The organism is Bradyrhizobium shewense, assembly GCF_900094605.1.
In the GTDB taxonomy this organism is placed as follows: Bacteria; Pseudomonadota; Alphaproteobacteria; order Rhizobiales; family Xanthobacteraceae; genus Bradyrhizobium; species Bradyrhizobium shewense.
In genome coordinates this window covers 852714-868543 of sequence record NZ_FMAI01000001.1, presented here as the reverse complement: position 1 = coordinate 868543, position 15830 = coordinate 852714, and the positions used below count along the sequence as shown (strand labels likewise).

Genomic DNA, 15830 nt, shown 5'->3' with positions numbered 1-15830 from the left:
TCTACTCGTGCCGATGCATTGCCGAAGTGTGCTTGGTGTCGCGCATGGTAGCATAGATCACCAGGGACAGGCAGATGATGCCGCTGAGGTAGAAGTAGAACCATTCCTCGTGCCCGATGCTCTTGAAATAGAGCGCGATCGCCGGCGCGGTGCCGCCGAAGACCGACACCGTGATGGCATAGGGCAGGCCGACGCCGAGCGCGCGGACATTGGTCGGGAACAGCTCGGCCTTCACCACGGCGTTGATCGAGGTGTAACCGGCGACGAACAGCCAGGCACAGCAGATCAGGACAAACGCGACGAAGGGCGACTTGGTCTCCTTCAGGGTCATCAACAGCGGCACGGTCGCGAGCGTGCCGGCGACACCGAAGAAGATCAAGAGCGGCTTGCGTCCGATCTTGTCGGAGATCGCGCCGTAGATCGGCTGGAGGATGGTCGCGAAGACCAAGGTGCCGAAGATCACGAAAGTGGTCTGGTCCTCGGTCAGCCCGACCGAAAGCTTGACGAAGGTCTGCATGTAGGTGGTGAAGGTGTAGAACGCCGCGGTGCCACCGGCGGTGAGGCCGACCACGAGTAGGAGCTCGCGCGGATAACGCAGCAAATTGGTGATCGAACCGCTCGGCTTCACCACCTTCTTGGCTTCCTCGAACGCCTCCGTCTCGTGCAGGCCGCGCCGCATCACCGCTGCGAAGATCGCGAGCGCTGCGCCGATCGCGAAGGGGATACGCCATCCCCAGTCCTTCAGCTCCTGTGGGGTGAGGAAGACCTTTTGCAGGAGCAGCAGCACGATGATCGCGGTGAGCTGGCCGCCGATCAGGGTGACGTATTGAAAGCTTGAATAGAAGCCGCGGTGCTTGGGATCGGCGACCTCGCTGAGATAGGTGGCGCTGGCGCCGTATTCGCCGCCGAGGCTCAGGCCCTCGATGACGCGTGCAAGCGCCAGGATGACCGGCGCGGCGAATCCGATCGTGGCATAGGTCGGCGTCAGCGCGATGATCAACGAGCCGAAGCACATGAAGACGACAGAGAGCGTGAGCGAGATGCGCCGTCCGAAATGGTCGGCGAGATAGCCGAAGAACCAGCCGCCCAGCGGCCGCATCAGGAACGTCGCCGCGAAGACGACGGCGACGTTCAATTGCTGCACGACGGGGTCGTTGCCGGGGAAGAAGGCGGGAGCGAAATAGAGCGCGAACGCCGTATAGGCGTAGAAATCGTACCACTCGACCAGATTGCCGATGGAGCCGATGAAGATCGCCTTGATCCGCCGCTTGGCGTCGGCGATGTCGATGTGGTCGGAGGCCGGCTCGATTGCTTGTTCAGTCACGCCCGGCCTCTCCGTTGTCTGGAAAGGCCTACATCGCCTTTCCGAGCAAGAATGGCAACTGGCGGGGCCCCCGCACCGTGCCCTGTGACCAGGTCACGGCGCCTGCCGGATCGAGCTGGAAATCTGGGATGCGTTTCAGCCATTCCTCCAGCGCAACCTGCATCTCCATGCGCGCCAGGTTGGAACCGACGCAGCGGTGAATGCCGAGGCCGAAGGCGGCGTGCCGGTTTTCGCGACGGTCGATCACGACTTTGTCAGCGTCGGGAAACATCTTGGGGTCGCGATTTGCGGCCGGGAAGGACAGCAGCACCATGTTGCCCGCCTTGACCGGGCAGCCCGAGATCGTGGTCTCCTTGACCACCTCGCGGGCCATCGTCACCGGAGAATAGGCGCGCAGCAGCTCCTCAACTGCGGTCGGGATCAGTCCTGGCTCGGCGATCAGTCGCTCGCGGTCGCCCGGCGTCTTCGCGAGGTGCCAGAGCGAGGAACCGATCGCGCTCCAGGTGGTGTCGATGCCGGCGATCAGGAGCAGGCGCAGCGAGCCCAGGACGTGCGAGTCTTCGAGCGGGTTGCCCTCCTTGTCCTTGGCGTTCATCAGGTAGGAGATGAGATCGTCGGTCGGCTTGTCCTTGCGCGCCTCGATATGCGCGCTGAAATAGGCACTCATCTCCTGCACGGCCTGCAGCAGCTTGCTCTCGTCCTTGATGCCGAGCTCGAGGATCATGTGGATCCAGTTGATGAAGAGATCGCTGTCGCTCTCGGGGATGCCGAGCATATGTGCGATGGCCCGAACCGGGATATATTTGGCGTAGCGTGCGGCGGCGTCGACCTTGCCATCGGCGATGAAGCCGTCGATCAGCTCGTTGCAGATCGCGCGCATCCGCGGTTCCAGCTTCTTCATCGCGTCCGGCGTGAAGGGCGGCAGCAACAGCTGCTTGGCGGGCTTGTGCACGGGCGGATCTGAGGTGATCGGCGGGGCGGCGTTCCTCGCGACCTCGGGACGGACGTCGCGCACGATGATGCGGCGCGAGGAGAAATGCTCGGTGTCGTTGGCGATCTCGCGCACGGCCTCATAAGTCGTCGGCATGTAGCAGCCGAGGAACCGCTCGGTGTGCACGACCGGGCTCGCTGCGCGCAGCTCGTCCCAGATCGGGAAGGGATCCTCCGTCCATTGCGGATCGGTATGGTCGAAATCATGGACCCAGTCGGTGACGGGCGGATGGGCGGCGGGCGGACTGGCGTCGGACATGGCTGGGAATCCCTTGGCTCGTGTTCGCTGAAAGGACGCGGGGCGGCAGGGGCCGCGCTACTCCTCGATCACATCGATCGCGATTTCCGGGCAGTTGGATTTGGCAAGCCACGCCTTGTCCTCGAGCCCCGGCGGGACCGTGCCGTCGCCGGCTTCGTGGGCGTTGCCGTATTCGTCCAGCTCGAAAAGTTCCGGCGCGAGTGCCTTGCAGCGCGCGTGGCCCTGGCATTTGTCGGGATCCACGTGAACCCTCAGTCGCTCTGTCATGGCGGCATCCTCGGTCGTATGCGCGGGGCCCGCAGGGCGGCGCGTTCCTCATGTCGATTTTATCCGCGGCATTTGCCGTGGGCTTTAAGTTATATGCTATTACATTCGCGGCAGGCTTTCCCTGTCAAGCGCAAACTTATAGGTTCGCCACACCATGCGCTCACAACTCGCCCGCAAGCCTGCGAACACCTACCACCATGGCGATCTTCGCGATGCCCTGATCAAGGCGGCGCTGCGCGAGGCGGAACAGGGCGGCGCCGAGGCCATCAGCATCAAGGCGCTGGCAAAGCAGCTCGGCGTGTCACAGCCGGCGCCCTACCGCCATTTTGCCGACCGCGAGGCGCTGCTTGCAGCGGTGACGGCGGATGCGTTCCGGCAGCTCAGCGCGATCTTGCGTGAGGCCATGGCGAGGCCGTCGAAGCAATCCAAGCTGTCGCGGCTGGCGCAGGCGACACTCGAGTTCGGCCTGCGCCGCAACGGCATCTACCGCCTGATGTTCGCGTCCCGCACCGTGGCATGCGCCGCCAAGGGAAGCGAGCTGCACGAGGCCACGCGCGAGACCTTCTCGCTCGTGATCGAAGCTCTGGAAGTGCCTGCCGTCGGCTATTTGCGCGAACGCCAGGCGCTCAAGATCTGGGCGGCATTGCACGGCGTGGTGATGCTGGCCGAGCAGGGCCTGTTCACCGGTGAGGCCGCCCATACCACCCGCGAGGATCTGGTCGAGGATTTCGTCAGCGAAACGAAGGCCGCGCTCGCGGCTGCGATCAAGGGCGAGCGGCGTCGAAAAGCGACAGGTGCCTAAGCCTTCGCTTTCAGCAGTGTCATCAGCTTGTCGACCGCGCTGTCAGGTGTGGTCACGACGGGACGGCCAGTGGCTTCTGAGACCAGCGGTGCCGTTGCTGCGATGCTGAACTGCGCCAGCGCGATGACGTCGCAATCGCGCAGGTCCTTAGACGCTTCGACGATCAGCCGGTCGTGGGTGGCGCGGTCGCCGCGGTCGAGCGCCGTCAGGGCCCCTTCGGCAAGCTTCGGCACGATTTGGACGGAGGCCGGAAACTCCGGCGGCATCGACACAAGGGTCGGCGGAAAGGTGGACAACAGGCCGATCCGTGTGCCCATCGTCACCGCCCGCGCGATCATCGCTTCGTTCGGCTTGAGCACCGGCATCGGCGCATGCGCGCGTGCGACCGCCTCGATACAGGGGCCGAAGGCCGAGCAGGTGAACAGGATCCCGTTCGCCCCGGTCGCCGCCGCATAATCGCCGAGTGCGAGGAAGCGCTCGGTCATGGCATCGTTGAGCGCGCCGTCCCGGGCAAGATCCGCCGAGAGGCTGTCATCAAGCAGGTTCATCAGCCGCGCCTCCGGCCAGGCCTTGGCGAACGCCGCTTCGATCGGGGCGATGGAATGCTTGAGGGCGTGGATCAGGGCGATGCGAGGGGACGTCGTCATCTAAGGTGGCTATCCATGGGTCTCGTGCCCCGGACGCAGCGCAATGCGCAGTATTGCGCTGCAGAGCCGGGGCCCATTGTGGCCGCTGGGTCCCGGCTCTGCGCTGTAGCGTTGCACGCTGCAGCGCGTCCGGGACACGGCAGTCGTTTACTTGAACGGCACCGCGTACATCAAGCCGCCCTTGCTCCAGAGGCCGTTGAGGCCGCGATCGAGCTTGAGCGGGCTCGCCTTGCCGACATTGCGCTCGTAGATCTCGCCGTAATTTCCGGTGACCTTGATCGCGGTGACCAGCCATTTGTTGTCGAGCCCGAGCCGCGAGCCGAGGTCGCCGGAGGCGCCCAGCAGGCGCTGGATCGCGGGCGTCTGCGACTTCGCCATCTCGTCGACATTGGCCTGCGTCACGCCGAGCTCCTCGGCCTCGATCAGGCCGTAATGCAGCCAGGTGATGATGTCGCTCCAGACCTCGTCGCCGTTGCGGGTGAAGGGCCCAAGCGGCTCCTTGCTGATGGTCTGCGGCAGCACGACGTAATCGGCCGGATTCGGCGCCGCGGTGGTCACGGCGCCGGCGAGCGCGGAGGCATCCTGGGTCATGGCATCGCAGCGGCCGCCGAAGAAGGTCTGGTACATGGTGTCGACGCGGTCGAACACCAGCGGCTTCCAGTCGATGCCATTGGCGCGGCCGTAATCGCCTAGCGTCACCTCGTGCGTGGTGCCTTGCGCCACGCAGACGGTGGCGCCTTTGAGGTCCTTGATGTCCTTGACGCCCAGGTCCTTCTTCACGACAAAGCCCTGGCCGTCGTAGAAGTTGATCGGACCCTGGCGCAGGCCGAGCGTCACACCGCGCAGATAGGTCTGCGTCGAGTTGCGGTAGAGCACGTCGATCTCGCCCGATTGCAGGGCGGTGAAGCGGTTCTGCGCGGTCAGCGAGACGTAGCGCACCTTGCTGGCATCACCGAGCACGCCGGCCGCGAGCGCGCGGCAATAATCGACGTCGAGACCTTTGTAATTGCCTTGCGAGTCGGGCGCGGAGAAGCCGGCAAAGCCGGCGCTGACGCCGCACACCAGCGTGCCGCGGCTCTTCACCGTATCGAGCGTCGCGGCGGATGCGACAACCGTCGATGCAGCGAGCACGCTCGCCGCGATAACCACTTTCCTCATCATGCTACTCCCCTCAGTGATTGACACTACGCAATACGTTATCGACGGCCGTGCCGAGCTTGTCGACGATCAGGTCGATCTCCTCTGCGGAGGCGATATAGGGCGGCGCCAGCAACACGTGGTCGCCGCGCACGCCGTCCACGGTGCCGCCGCCGGGATAGCAGCCGAGCCCATTGGCGAAGGCCTCCGCCTTGATCTTCTGATTGAGCTTGAGCGCGGGATCGAACGAGGCGCGGCTGGCGCGATCGGCGACGAGCTCGATCGCCCAGAACATGCCACGGCCCCTGATATCGCCGACATGGCGGTGATTGCCGAAGCGCTCGGTCAGGCGCTGTTCGAGCTGCTTGCCGCGCTCCTTCACGCGCTCGAGCAGGCCGTCCTCGCGGATCACCTCCTGCACCGCCAGTGCGGCGGCGCAGGCGAGGGGATGTGCCAGATAAGTGTGGCCGTGCTGAAAGGCGCCCGAGCCGGCGCGGATGGTGTCGATGATCTTGCCGCTCGCGAGCATCGCCCCGATCGGCTGGTAGCCGCCGCCGAGCCCTTTTGCGATCGCCTGGATGTCGGGCGCGATGCCTTCCTGCTCCCAGGCATGCGTGGTGCCGGTGCGGCCCATGCCGCACATGACCTCGTCGAGGATGAGCAGTGCACCGTACCGGTCGCAGATCTCGCGCACCGCCCTGAAGTAGCCGTCCGGTGCCGTCACCGCGCCGGCGGTGGCGCCGACCACGGGCTCGGCGAGGAACGCCGCGACCGTGTTGGGACCGAGCCGCTGAAATTCCGCTTCGAGCTCCGCCGCCAAGCGCGCCACGAACTGCGCGTCGGATTCGCCGTCGTGCTTCTCGTGATAGGCAAACGCCGGCGTCACATGGCTGAAGGCGGCCGAGAGCAGCGGCGCATAGGGCGCGCGTCGCCAGGCATTGCCGCCGGCGGCGAGGGCGCCCAGCGTGTTGCCGTGGTAGCTCTGCCGCCGTGCGATGAAATGTTGCCGCTGCGGCTCGCCGCGCTCGATGAAATATTGCCGCGCGAGCTTGATGCTCGCTTCGATCGCCTCGGACCCGCCGCTGACGAAGTAGGCATAAGCGAGGCCGCCAGGTTCATGGCCGACCAGTGTGTCGGCGAGGGCTTCGGCCGGCTCGGACGAGAAAAAAGCGGTGTGCGCATAGGCCAGCGTCGAGGCCTGCTTTGCCATCGCCGCGATCACGCGTGGATGTTGATGGCCGAGGCAGGAGACCGCCGCGCCGCCGGAGGCGTCGATGATGCGCCGCCCATCCTCGGCGAAGAGATAGACGCCTTCGCCGCCGATCGCCTTGGGCGGCGTCTCGCGCAACGAGCGGTGCAGCACGCGGCTGGTGCGAGCGGCCATGGGTCAACCTTTCTCTGAGACGTAGATGGAGGCAGCAGTGAGCCGCGTCTCGGTATGCTCCAGGCGCTTCTTCGCGGCCATGCCGCCGAGCGAGAACGTCACCGCAGCGAGCGACTGCGCGATCGCGATCGCGCCGGTGAGACTCGGGAAGAAGCCGGGAGAGGAGGCCGCCTCGAACAGCAGCACGTGGTCGGCGCCCTCGGCCATCGGCGCAGAGAGGCTGTCCGCGATGGCAATCAGCGTTGCGCCGCTGTGGTGGGCGGCTTGCGCGACGCGGACACTCGCGTGCGTGTACGGCAGGAAGCCGATGACGATGACGGCCTCGCCGGGGCGGAAGGCGCCGAGATCGAGATCGTCGGGGCCGGACACGCCGACGAGCTGCACCTGCTCGGGGCGGAACAGCCGCAACTCGTAGTTCAGGAGTTCGGCAACGCTGCGGCAGCTGCGATAGCCTGCGATCCAGATCCGCTTGGCCTCATGCAGGGAGCGTGCGGCCTCCGCAATCGGCTGAGCCGGGATGCGCGGAAGGCCGGCGGCCTCGGCCTCGAGCTTGTCGGTGACGAGCGCGACATCGGCATTCGGGCCGGGCCGGCGGCCTCTGGCGCGGCCGGAGAAGGGCGAGGTCTGCGACGGACGCCGCGCCTCGGTCAGCGCCGCGCGCAATTCGTCCCAGCCCGAATAACCGATCGCCTTGGCGAGCCGCGTGAACGCGGCGGGATCGGCGCCAGCTTCGGCCGCGAGGTCGCGCATCGAACGGGTGGTGGCGTCGTAATCGTTGGCGGCGACGAAGCGCCCGACTTCCTGCAGCCGCATCGGCAGCGATGGCAATGCAATGCGCAGTTCGCTCAGCGGCGAGGATTTCGCGGGCTCGGCCATGAAACATTTGTTGCACGAAATATAGATTGGTGCAACAGTTGACGTGCGCCGCCGGAAATCGCTGCCTCTCGAGAAGGGTTTTTGTGCCGTGACATCGGACACGCCGAGACCGCCACCGCGCCGCCGCCTGTTCGGGGCATGGGGACGCCGCGAGCTGCAGGGCCTGTTCTGGCAGGTGCTGGTGGTCGGGATTGCGCTCGCAGTCATCGGCTTTCTCTGGTCCAACACCGTCACCAACCTCTCGGCGCGCCGCATCACGACCGGCTTTGCCTTCCTCGGCCGCGAGGCCGGCATGCCCATCGCCGACAGTCTGCTCGCCTATAACCCGAGAGACACGTATCTCTGGGCCTTCGTTGTCGGCGTCGGCAACACCTTGCGCGTCGCCGTGATCGGCATCGTGCTCGCGACCATCCTGGGCACGCTGATCGGCATCTCGCGACTGTCGGCCAACTGGCTGCTGTCGCGCCTCGCCGCCGTCTATGTCGAAACGCTCCGCGACATCCCGCTGCTGCTTCAACTCCTGTTCTGGTACGTGCTGATGCAGGCGCTGCCGGCCGCGCGCGCGGCATGGCGGCCGGTCGAGGGCATGTTCCTGTCCAATCGCGGCCTGATCCTGCCGGCCATTCCGCTTGGCCCGCCGCAGCTTTGGGTGCTCGGCACGGCGGTGTTCGGCCTTGCCGTGGTCTATCTCATCCGGCGATGGCTGATCGTGCAGCAGATGCGCGACGGCAAACCGCGGCCGGTATGGCCCTTTGCGGTGAGCTTCATCCTCGCGTTGCCCGTGCTGGTGTCCGTACTGCTTCGCGTGTCATGGACAATCGAGTGGCCGGAGCTGCGCGGCTTCAACTTCGTCGGCGGGCTGACGCTTGCCCCGGAATATTTCGCGCTGCTGATCGCACTCGTCACCTACACCTCGGCCTTCATTGCCGAGATCGTGCGCAGCGGCATCCAGTCCCTGCCGCGCGGACAGTGGGATGCCGCCAACGCGCTTGGCCTGCGCCGCAGCTTCATGCTGCGACAGATCATCCTGCCGCAGGCGCTGCGTGTCATCGTGCCGCCGATGACAAGCCAGTATCTCAACCTGACCAAGAACTCCTCGCTCGCGGTCGCGATCGGCTACCAGGACGTGGTCTCGATCGCCAACACCACGCTGAACCAGACCGGGCAGGCGATCGAGGCGATCGCGCTGATCATGGCGGTGTTCCTGACCATCAGCCTTTCCATCAGCTTCTTCATGAACTGGTACAATGCGCGCATTGCGCTGGTGGAGCGCTGAACATGACCGCGATCGCCGACATGCCGGAAGTGCCGCGCGCCGCCCGCCGCCCGCAGACGGGAAATCCGGCGCTGCGCTGGCTGCGCGCCAATCTGTTCTCGTCGATCCCGAACGGCATCCTCACTGTCGTGCTGCTGGCGGTGCTCGCCAAGGGCATCTTCAGCTTCGTGCAGTGGGGCATCGCCAATGCCGTGTGGCTGACCCCGGCGAACGATTCCAGTGCCTGCCGCGCGGTGCGTGGCCTCGGCGCCTGCTGGGCGATCATTCCCGAAAAGTACCGCTTCATCCTGTTCGGCACCTATCCGTTCGACGAACAGTGGCGGCCGGCGCTGTCGGTGCTGCTGTTCATCGCGCTGTTCTACCTCTCCACCCGCCGCGCCCTGTGGCGGCGCGAGCTGGTCCTTCTCTGGGTCGGCGCACTCGCGCTCATCAGCATGCTGATGTGGGGCGGCGTGCTCGGGCTTTCCTTCGTTTCGCAGGATCGCTGGGGCGGCCTCCCGGTGACCCTGATCCTCGCGACGTTCGGCCTTGCATTCGGGTTTCCGCTCGGCATTCTCGTCGCGCTCGGCCGGCGCTCAAAGCTGCCGGCGATCCGTTCGCTCAGCGTGCTCTATGTCGAGCTGATCCGCGGCGTGCCGCTGGTGAGCCTGCTGTTCATGGCAAGCGTGATGTTTCCGCTGTTCATGCCCAGTGGATTCAATATCGACAAGCTGCTCCGCGCACAGATCGCGATCATCCTGTTTGCGGGGGCCTATCTCGCCGAAGTCATCCGCGGCGGCCTTCAGGCCGTGCCGCGCGGGCAATATGAAGCTGCCGATGCGCTCGGGCTGTCCTACTGGCGCAAGAACCGGTTGATCGTTCTGCCGCAGGCGATCCGCCACGTCATCCCGCCGCTGGTCAATACCTTCATCGCCTTCTTCAAGGACACCAGCCTCGTCCTGATCATCGGCATCTTCGATCTGCTGACGACGGCGAAGACGGCGATCATCGATCCGGCGTGGCAGCAGTTCTCGGTCGAAGTCTACATCTTCGTCGCCGCGATCTACTTTATGTTCTGCTTTGCAATGTCGCGGTACAGCCGCGGCCTGGAGGCGGCGAGCGGGAGGTGATCTTCCTTCTCCCCTTGTGGGAGAAGGTGGCGCAAAGCGCCGGATGAGGGGTTCTATCGTCGAATTCAGACGGTGAGGGAGGCCCTTGTGGAGAGATACCCCTCACCCGTCTCGCCGCTATGCGGCGAGCCACCCTCTCCCACAAGGGGAGAGGGTGCTACGGAGCGCGCGGTGTAGAGTGGGATTACTTCCGCACCTTCGGATCGATCGGCGTCGTGCCGCGCAGGCCCAAAATATCCTCCAGCACCTTCGCGCCCGCGAGCACCTGCGCATCGCCCCTTGGTGCGCCGACGACCTGCACGCCGACCGGCAGGCCCGACGCCGTGAAGCCGCACGGCAGCGACAGCGAGGGGCAGCAGGCGAGCGTGATGGCGTAGACGATGCCGAGCCACTCGACGTAATTGTCGAATCTCTTGCCGGCGCATTCGGCGACGTAGCGGTGCTCGATCGGGAAGGGCGGCACGATCGTGGTGGGTGTCAGCAACAAATCGTAGGTCTTGAAGAATTCGACCGCCCGCGCAGTCATGCCGACGCGCTGGGCCTCGGCGCGTTCGAGCTGCTCGACCGTGAGCTTGAGGCCTTCTTCGATGTTCCAGATCACCTCGGGCTTGAGCAGGTCGCGCTTGGTGCGCAGCAGATTGGCCTTGGTGATCGCGAAATCGAAGGCGCGCAGCACGTGGAAGCATTCATGCGCCTCGCGCCAGTCCGGATGCGCCTCCTCGACGATGGCGCCGGCCTCGGCAAAGCGCTCCGCCGCCTTGCGCGTGATCGCCTTCACCTCGGGATCGACGGGCGTGATGCCGAGATCGGGCGAATAGGCGATGCGCTTCGGCTTCTTGCCGGCCTGAGCCGCCGACAGGAACGAGGTCGTGGGCGCCGGCAGCGAAAGCGGATCGTCCGCGTAGTCGCCGCTCATCGCATCCAGCAGCAGCGCGAGATCCTCGACGTTACGCGCCATCGGGCCGACCACGCCGAGATTGCGATCGATGCCGGATTTGGGGGTATGCGCGACGCGGCCGATGCTCGGGCGCATGCCGACGACGCCGCAGAAAGCCGCGGGGCTGCGCAAGCTGCCGCCCATGTCGGAGCCCTGCGCCAGCCAGGCCATACCGGTGGCCAGCGCCACGGCCGCGCCACCGGAAGAGCCCGCCGCGGATTTTGAAGTATCCCAGGGATTGAGGGTCGCGCCGAACACCTCGTTGAAGGTGTTGGCGCCGGCGCCGAATTCCGGCGTGTTGGATTTGGCGTAGACCACCGCGCCATTGGCTTCGAGGTTCTCGACCATGAGGTCGGACTTGGCGGGGATGTTGTCCTTGAAGATTGGCGAGCCCTGCGTGTTCAACACGCCTGCAACGTCGGTCAGGTCCTTGATCGGCACTGGCAGGCCCGCGAGCAGCCCCCGCGCGCCGGCCGGCTTCCGCATCAGCGCCTTGGCGCTGTCCCGCGCGCGCTCGAAACACAGGGTCGGCAGCGCGTTCACCTTGCCGTCGACCTCACCGATGCGCTTCTCCACGACATCCAGGAGCTCGAGCGGCGAGACATCGCCGGACCGCAGCTTGTCGACGACGGCGCAGGCGGTTTCACGGATCAGGTCTTGAGACAATTACTTTACTCCTACCTCTTGATTGTCATTCCGGGGCGCACCGTAGTTCGATGCTTCGCATCGCCCCGGAACGACGGTGCCTAAAACATCCCGGCAATTAGCCCCAGCCAGCGCTGATGCCGCCATCCACGGTGTAGATCACGCCCGACGTATACCCGGCGCGGTCCGACGCCAGGAACGCCATGAGATCGCCGATCTCGCGCGCATGCGCAGGGCGCCCGAGCGGCAGGCTCTTCTGGAATTCCTTGTACCGGCTCTCGTCGCCGAACTGGTGCTTTGCCCGCGTCTTGAGCAGGGTGACGTGACGGTCGGTGCCGACAGGCCCGGGATTGATGCCGACCACGCGGATGTTGTCGGCGAGACTTTTTCCCCCGAGTGCGCGGGTGAAGGCCATCAGCGCGGCATTACCGGCGCTGCCGCAGATGTAGTTGGCGTCGAACTTTTCGCCGGCCGCGCCGATGTCGTTGACGATGACGCCGCCGCCCTTCGCCTTCATCTGCGCGTAGATCTGCCGCGTCAGGTTGATATAGCCGAACACTTTCAATTCCCAGGCGTGACGCCAGGTCGCCTCGTCGATCTTGTCGATCGAGCCGCCGGGGATGTCGCCCGCATTGTTGACGAGCACGTCGATGTCGGCCGCTTCCTTCGCGAGCCGCGCCAGATCCTCGGCCTTGCGAAGATCGACGATGCTCGTTGCGGCATCGATCTGGTGGGCGGAACGCAGGCGCTCGGCCAGCGCCTTGAGCTGGTCGCCGTTGCGGGCGGCGAGCAGGAGGTGCGCGCCTTCCTCGGCAAACGCTTCGGCAGCGGCGGCGCCAATGCCCTTGGACGCGCCCGTGATCAGGACGCGCTTGCCACGCAGATGCAGATCCATGAGGTTACTCGCTCGGTGGGAACTGGATGAGATCAGTAGGCGCTTGGCCGCGCCATGGTCAACATTGCAGTGCAGCGTTGCACTGCCGCTGCGTTTGGTCCATTGCAATGCGGTCAAAAGGCGGCGACTGCCGGACCAACCAAGGACGTTCTCGATGAGCAAGAAACAATACCGGATCGCGGTCATTCCCGGCGACGGCATCGGCAAGGAAGTGATGCCGGAGGGCCTGCGCGTCCTGGAGGCGGCGGCGAAGAAGCACGGGGTCTCCCTGCATTTCGACCATTTCGACTTCTCGTCGTGGGACTATTACGAGAAGCACGGCCAGATGATGCCCGATGACTGGAAGGACAAGATCGGCAAGCACGACGCGATCTATTTCGGGGCGGTCGGCTGGCCGGCCAAGATTCCGGACCACGTCTCGCTGTGGGGCTCGCTGATCAAATTCCGCAGGGAGTTCGACCAGTATGTGAACCTGCGCCCGGTGCGGCTGATGCCCGGCGTGCCGTCGCCGCTGGCGGGCCGCAAGCCCGGCGATATCGATTTCTGGGTGGTGCGCGAGAACACCGAAGGTGAATATTCCTCCGTCGGTGGCCGCATGTTCCCGGACACCGACCGCGAGTTCGTCACCCAGCAGACGGTGATGACCCGCACCGGCGTCGACCGTATCCTGAAGTTCGCCTTCGAGCTCGCGCAGTCGCGGCCGAAGAAGCATTTGACGTCCGCGACCAAGTCCAACGGCATCTCCATCACCATGCCCTATTGGGACGAGCGCGTGGAGGCGATGGCCAAGAAGTTTCCGGGCGTGAAGTGGGACAAGTACCACATCGACATTCTCACCGCGAACTTCGTGCTGCATCCGGATTGGTTCGACGTCGTGGTCGGCTCCAATTTGTTCGGCGACATCCTCTCCGACCTCGGCCCGGCCTGCACCGGCACGATCGGCATCGCGCCGTCAGGCAACATCAACCCCGAGGGCGATTTCCCCTCGGTGTTCGAGCCGGTGCACGGCTCGGCGCCTGATATCGCCGGCCAAGGCATCGCCAACCCGATCGGCGCGATCTGGTCGGGCGCCATGATGCTCGAGCATTTCGGCGAGAAGGAAGCCGGCCAATCGATCGTCGAGGCGATCGAGCGCACGCTGGCCGAACGCACGCTCCGCACCAAGGACCTCGGCGGCAACGCCGACACCACGGCCTGCGGCAAGGCCGTCGCGGATATGGTGGATTGAGGCTCTTTACCCTCTCCCCTTGTGGGAGAGGGTGGCTTCGATGCGAAGCATCGAAGACGGGTGAGGGGTCTGTCTCCGCGGAGACAGGCCTTCATTCACGGAACAGCGCGCCGATAGAACCCCTCATCCGGCGCTTCGCGCCACCTTCTCCCACAAGGGGCGAAGGAAGAGCGCCCTACACATACGACTTCCGCGCCGGATCGAAGATCGGCGGATAGTCGTTCTCATCGAGCAGATCGAGAAACGGATCAAGCCCTCTGGACTTGATCAGCGCGAGCTCCTGATGCGAGATCAGGTTCACGGTCAGGACCTCCACGGGATCGCCCGCGATCTCCAGCGCCTCGGCGATCTCCTTATCGGGGCCGATGATCGGCGTCAGAAACAAAAACGTCTCGAAGTCCGTGCCCGCAACCGGCGGCATCGGCAGCGCGACGCGATGACCGAAGCCGAACCAGGTCTTGTCGATGAATGGCAGATTCGCGAGCCAGCGCAGATTGGCGCAGATCTCCTCGGTCGGCTCGCGGACGTACCACATCAGCTCGGCACGCGGCTTGGCGTCGCCATGTGACCCATGCATCCGCTGCTGGCTCATGCCGTTGGTCAGAAGCACATAGCCTTCATCAGAACCTTCCTGACATACCGGCACGAAATCGCGGCCAAAGGCGTGGATATCGATGCGGCGCTCGGCGCTGTCCGTGAAGCTGTGCTCGGGCTCGCCAAGCTCGCTCTCATAGATCGCGAACCGTTGCAGGTAGAAGTCAGCTGCAGGCGACGGCCCGTTTGAGCCGGACACGAGCTTCGCGAGACGGGAGAACATTTGAACCTCTGGGGCGGATGTGGACCGGGATATCCGCGTTGTCGCGAGACGACACGGGCCGGTTCAAATCCGCTCCATGAATGCGCTTTAGTCCAGACCCGGGTGCGCGATAGTGCACTCAGCCGCGGCAAGTCCGAAGGATGCGCGTCCGGTTAGCTCACGATCTTCTCGATCGCCGCCTGGTCCAGCCCGAACTTCTGGCCGGCTGCGAGAATCTCCTGCCAGGTGGTCGGATCGACCGGAATGCCTTCGGCGAGGCGCTTCTTCTTGGTCTCGCGCTCAGGCTCGCCGGCGATCTTCACCTTCTCCACACCGGGGCCGGGAGGCGAGCCGGTGTGCCAGGCGACGAAGCTTTCGACTTCGCTCGCCAGGTTCTCGCCGGTGCCGAGCTTGTTCGGGTCGATGACGATCGAGAGCATGCCGTTGAGGACGTTGTACTTGCCGTCGGACGGCCCCTTGACCACCTGTCCGCCGGAGAGCGCGCCGCCGAGGATTTCGCACACCAGCGCGAGCCCCGAACCCTTGTGCTCGCCGAACGGCAGGATCGCGCCATGCGGCGGGATCACGGTGTAGCGCGGGTTGGTGGTGGGCTTGCCTTCATTGTCGATGATGGTGCCTGGCTCCAGCGCGACGCCCTTGTTGTGGGCGACGCGGGTCTTGCCCTGCGCGATCCTGCTGGTGGCGAAGTCGAGCACGATCGGGTCCTTGCCGGCGCGCGGGATGCCGACGCAGAACGGGTTGGTGCCGTGGCGCGCATCGCTGCCGCCCCAGGGCGCCACGATCGGGCGCGAGATCACGTTGACGAAGTGGATCGAGACCAGCCCGTGGTCGATGCACTGCTCGGCCCAGTGGCCGATGCGGCCGATATGGTGCGAGTTGGAGAGGCCGACGAGGCACACGCCGTTCTGCTTGGCGCGTTCGGCTGCCAGCTCCATCGCTTCATGGCCGATCACCTGACCGTAGCCGGTGACGCCGTCGAGGGTGAGAAGCGGGCCGGTGTCGAGCACGGTCTTGACGTGCGCGTTCACAGCGAGGCCGCCATTGACGACGCTCTGGACATAGCGCGGGATCATGCCGACTCCGTGGGAGTCGTGCCCTTTGAGATTGGCCTCGACCAGATTGGTGGACACCAGCTCGGCCTCGCGGTCCGAGGAGCCGCCGGCCTTGACGATAGCGCGGATGGCGTTGGTGAGCGGCTCTGCCTTGATGGTGCGATAGTCGGCCATTGTTATTGCTC

15 protein-coding genes are annotated in these 15830 nt (G+C 65.2%); 4 read left to right on the top strand and 11 right to left on the bottom strand.

What is annotated here, in order from left to right; translation table 11 throughout:
• Nucleotide 1: 1 nt before the first annotated feature.
• The 3 genes from GA0061098_RS03735 to GA0061098_RS03725 are packed head-to-tail and all read right to left on the bottom strand — an operon-like array spanning nucleotide 2 to nucleotide 2840.
• Nucleotides 2–1324 carry an MFS transporter gene (locus GA0061098_RS03735; RefSeq protein WP_091953582.1) on the bottom strand — a complete coding sequence of 441 codons (1323 nt, stop codon included), beginning with the start codon at nucleotides 1322–1324 and terminating at the stop codon, nucleotides 2–4.
• A gap of 28 nt (nucleotides 1325–1352) precedes the next feature.
• Nucleotides 1353–2573, bottom strand: coding sequence for a cytochrome P450 (locus tag GA0061098_RS03730; RefSeq protein WP_091953580.1), 1221 nt, complete (start codon nucleotides 2571–2573; stop codon nucleotides 1353–1355).
• Between the two features lie 57 nt (nucleotides 2574–2630).
• A complete protein-coding gene (locus GA0061098_RS03725) occupies nucleotides 2631–2840 on the bottom strand; it encodes a ferredoxin (RefSeq protein ID WP_007607931.1) in 210 nt (69 codons plus the stop codon).
• Nucleotides 2841–2994: 154 nt separating this feature from the next.
• On the opposite strand from GA0061098_RS03725, the gene GA0061098_RS03720 reads away from it, so the two are divergent.
• A complete protein-coding gene (locus GA0061098_RS03720; protein ID WP_091953577.1) occupies nucleotides 2995–3642 on the top strand; it encodes a TetR/AcrR family transcriptional regulator in 648 nt (215 codons plus the stop codon).
• On the opposite strand, the gene GA0061098_RS03715 is transcribed toward GA0061098_RS03720, so the two are convergent.
• The 4 genes from GA0061098_RS03715 to GA0061098_RS03700 form a co-directional block, all read right to left on the bottom strand.
• Nucleotides 3639–4289 (bottom strand): aspartate/glutamate racemase family protein, encoded by a 651-nt coding sequence (locus GA0061098_RS03715; protein WP_091953574.1) that lies wholly within the window; start codon nucleotides 4287–4289, stop codon nucleotides 3639–3641. The genes GA0061098_RS03720 and GA0061098_RS03715 overlap by 4 nt on opposite strands.
• 147 nt (nucleotides 4290–4436) lie before the next feature.
• The gene (locus GA0061098_RS03710; RefSeq protein ID WP_091953571.1) at nucleotides 4437–5450 is read right to left on the bottom strand and encodes an amino acid ABC transporter substrate-binding protein; all 1014 of its coding nucleotides are present in this window, start codon (nucleotides 5448–5450) and stop codon (nucleotides 4437–4439) included.
• Between the two features lie 10 nt (nucleotides 5451–5460).
• Complete coding sequence (locus tag GA0061098_RS03705; protein WP_091953568.1) at nucleotides 5461–6810, bottom strand: aspartate aminotransferase family protein; 1350 nt, start codon at nucleotides 6808–6810, stop codon at nucleotides 5461–5463.
• Between the two features lie 3 nt (nucleotides 6811–6813).
• A complete protein-coding gene (locus GA0061098_RS03700; RefSeq protein WP_091953565.1) occupies nucleotides 6814–7686 on the bottom strand; it encodes a MurR/RpiR family transcriptional regulator in 873 nt (290 codons plus the stop codon).
• Nucleotides 7687–7774: 88 nt separating this feature from the next.
• On the opposite strand from GA0061098_RS03700, the gene GA0061098_RS03695 reads away from it, so the two are divergent.
• Entirely contained in the window at nucleotides 7775–8962 is a 1188-nt protein-coding gene (locus tag GA0061098_RS03695) for an amino acid ABC transporter permease (protein WP_091953944.1), read from the top strand.
• 2 nt (nucleotides 8963–8964) lie between these two features.
• A complete protein-coding gene (locus GA0061098_RS03690) occupies nucleotides 8965–10071 on the top strand; it encodes an amino acid ABC transporter permease (protein ID WP_091953562.1) in 1107 nt (368 codons plus the stop codon).
• 184 nt (nucleotides 10072–10255) lie between these two features.
• Here GA0061098_RS03690 and GA0061098_RS03685 read toward each other — a convergent pair whose 3' ends face one another.
• Both GA0061098_RS03685 and GA0061098_RS03680 read right to left on the bottom strand, forming a co-directional pair.
• The gene (locus tag GA0061098_RS03685) at nucleotides 10256–11674 is read right to left on the bottom strand and encodes an amidase (protein WP_091953559.1); all 1419 of its coding nucleotides are present in this window, start codon (nucleotides 11672–11674) and stop codon (nucleotides 10256–10258) included.
• 97 nt (nucleotides 11675–11771) lie between these two features.
• Entirely contained in the window at nucleotides 11772–12548 is a 777-nt protein-coding gene (locus GA0061098_RS03680; protein ID WP_091953556.1) for an SDR family oxidoreductase, read from the bottom strand.
• A 154-nt stretch (nucleotides 12549–12702) separates the two neighbouring features.
• On the opposite strand from GA0061098_RS03680, the gene GA0061098_RS03675 reads away from it, so the two are divergent.
• Entirely contained in the window at nucleotides 12703–13776 is a 1074-nt protein-coding gene (locus GA0061098_RS03675) for a tartrate dehydrogenase (protein WP_091953553.1), read from the top strand.
• 175 nt (nucleotides 13777–13951) lie between these two features.
• Here GA0061098_RS03675 and GA0061098_RS03670 read toward each other — a convergent pair whose 3' ends face one another.
• Complete coding sequence (locus GA0061098_RS03670) at nucleotides 13952–14593, bottom strand: suppressor of fused domain protein (RefSeq protein ID WP_091953550.1); 642 nt, start codon at nucleotides 14591–14593, stop codon at nucleotides 13952–13954.
• Nucleotides 14594–14745: 152 nt separating this feature from the next.
• On the bottom strand, nucleotides 14746–15819 hold the full coding sequence (locus tag GA0061098_RS03665) for a malate/lactate/ureidoglycolate dehydrogenase (RefSeq protein ID WP_091953547.1): 1074 nt from the start codon (nucleotides 15817–15819) through the stop codon (nucleotides 14746–14748).
• Between the last annotated feature and the right edge of the window lie 11 nt (nucleotides 15820–15830).

Excerpts from the sequence above, each read along its gene's own strand:
- GA0061098_RS03710 (WP_091953571.1), bottom strand. The coding sequence starts at position 5,450 with ATGATGAGGAAAGTGGTTATCGCGGCGAGCGTGCTCGCTGCATCGACG.
- GA0061098_RS03725 (WP_007607931.1), bottom strand. The coding sequence starts at position 2,840 with ATGACAGAGCGACTGAGGGTTCACGTGGATCCCGACAAATGCCAGGGC.
- GA0061098_RS03720 (WP_091953577.1), top strand. The coding sequence starts at position 2,995 with ATGCGCTCACAACTCGCCCGCAAGCCTGCGAACACCTACCACCATGGC.
- GA0061098_RS03705 (WP_091953568.1), bottom strand. The coding sequence starts at position 6,810 with ATGGCCGCTCGCACCAGCCGCGTGCTGCACCGCTCGTTGCGCGAGACG.
- GA0061098_RS03700 (WP_091953565.1), bottom strand. The coding sequence starts at position 7,686 with ATGGCCGAGCCCGCGAAATCCTCGCCGCTGAGCGAACTGCGCATTGCA.
- GA0061098_RS03680 (WP_091953556.1), bottom strand. The coding sequence starts at position 12,548 with ATGGATCTGCATCTGCGTGGCAAGCGCGTCCTGATCACGGGCGCGTCC.
- GA0061098_RS03675 (WP_091953553.1), top strand. The coding sequence starts at position 12,703 with ATGAGCAAGAAACAATACCGGATCGCGGTCATTCCCGGCGACGGCATC.
- GA0061098_RS03730 (WP_091953580.1), bottom strand. The coding sequence starts at position 2,573 with ATGTCCGACGCCAGTCCGCCCGCCGCCCATCCGCCCGTCACCGACTGG.
- GA0061098_RS03690 (WP_091953562.1), top strand. The coding sequence starts at position 8,965 with ATGACCGCGATCGCCGACATGCCGGAAGTGCCGCGCGCCGCCCGCCGC.
- GA0061098_RS03665 (WP_091953547.1), bottom strand. The coding sequence starts at position 15,819 with ATGGCCGACTATCGCACCATCAAGGCAGAGCCGCTCACCAACGCCATC.
- GA0061098_RS03715 (WP_091953574.1), bottom strand. The coding sequence starts at position 4,289 with ATGACGACGTCCCCTCGCATCGCCCTGATCCACGCCCTCAAGCATTCC.
- GA0061098_RS03670 (WP_091953550.1), bottom strand. The coding sequence starts at position 14,593 with ATGTTCTCCCGTCTCGCGAAGCTCGTGTCCGGCTCAAACGGGCCGTCG.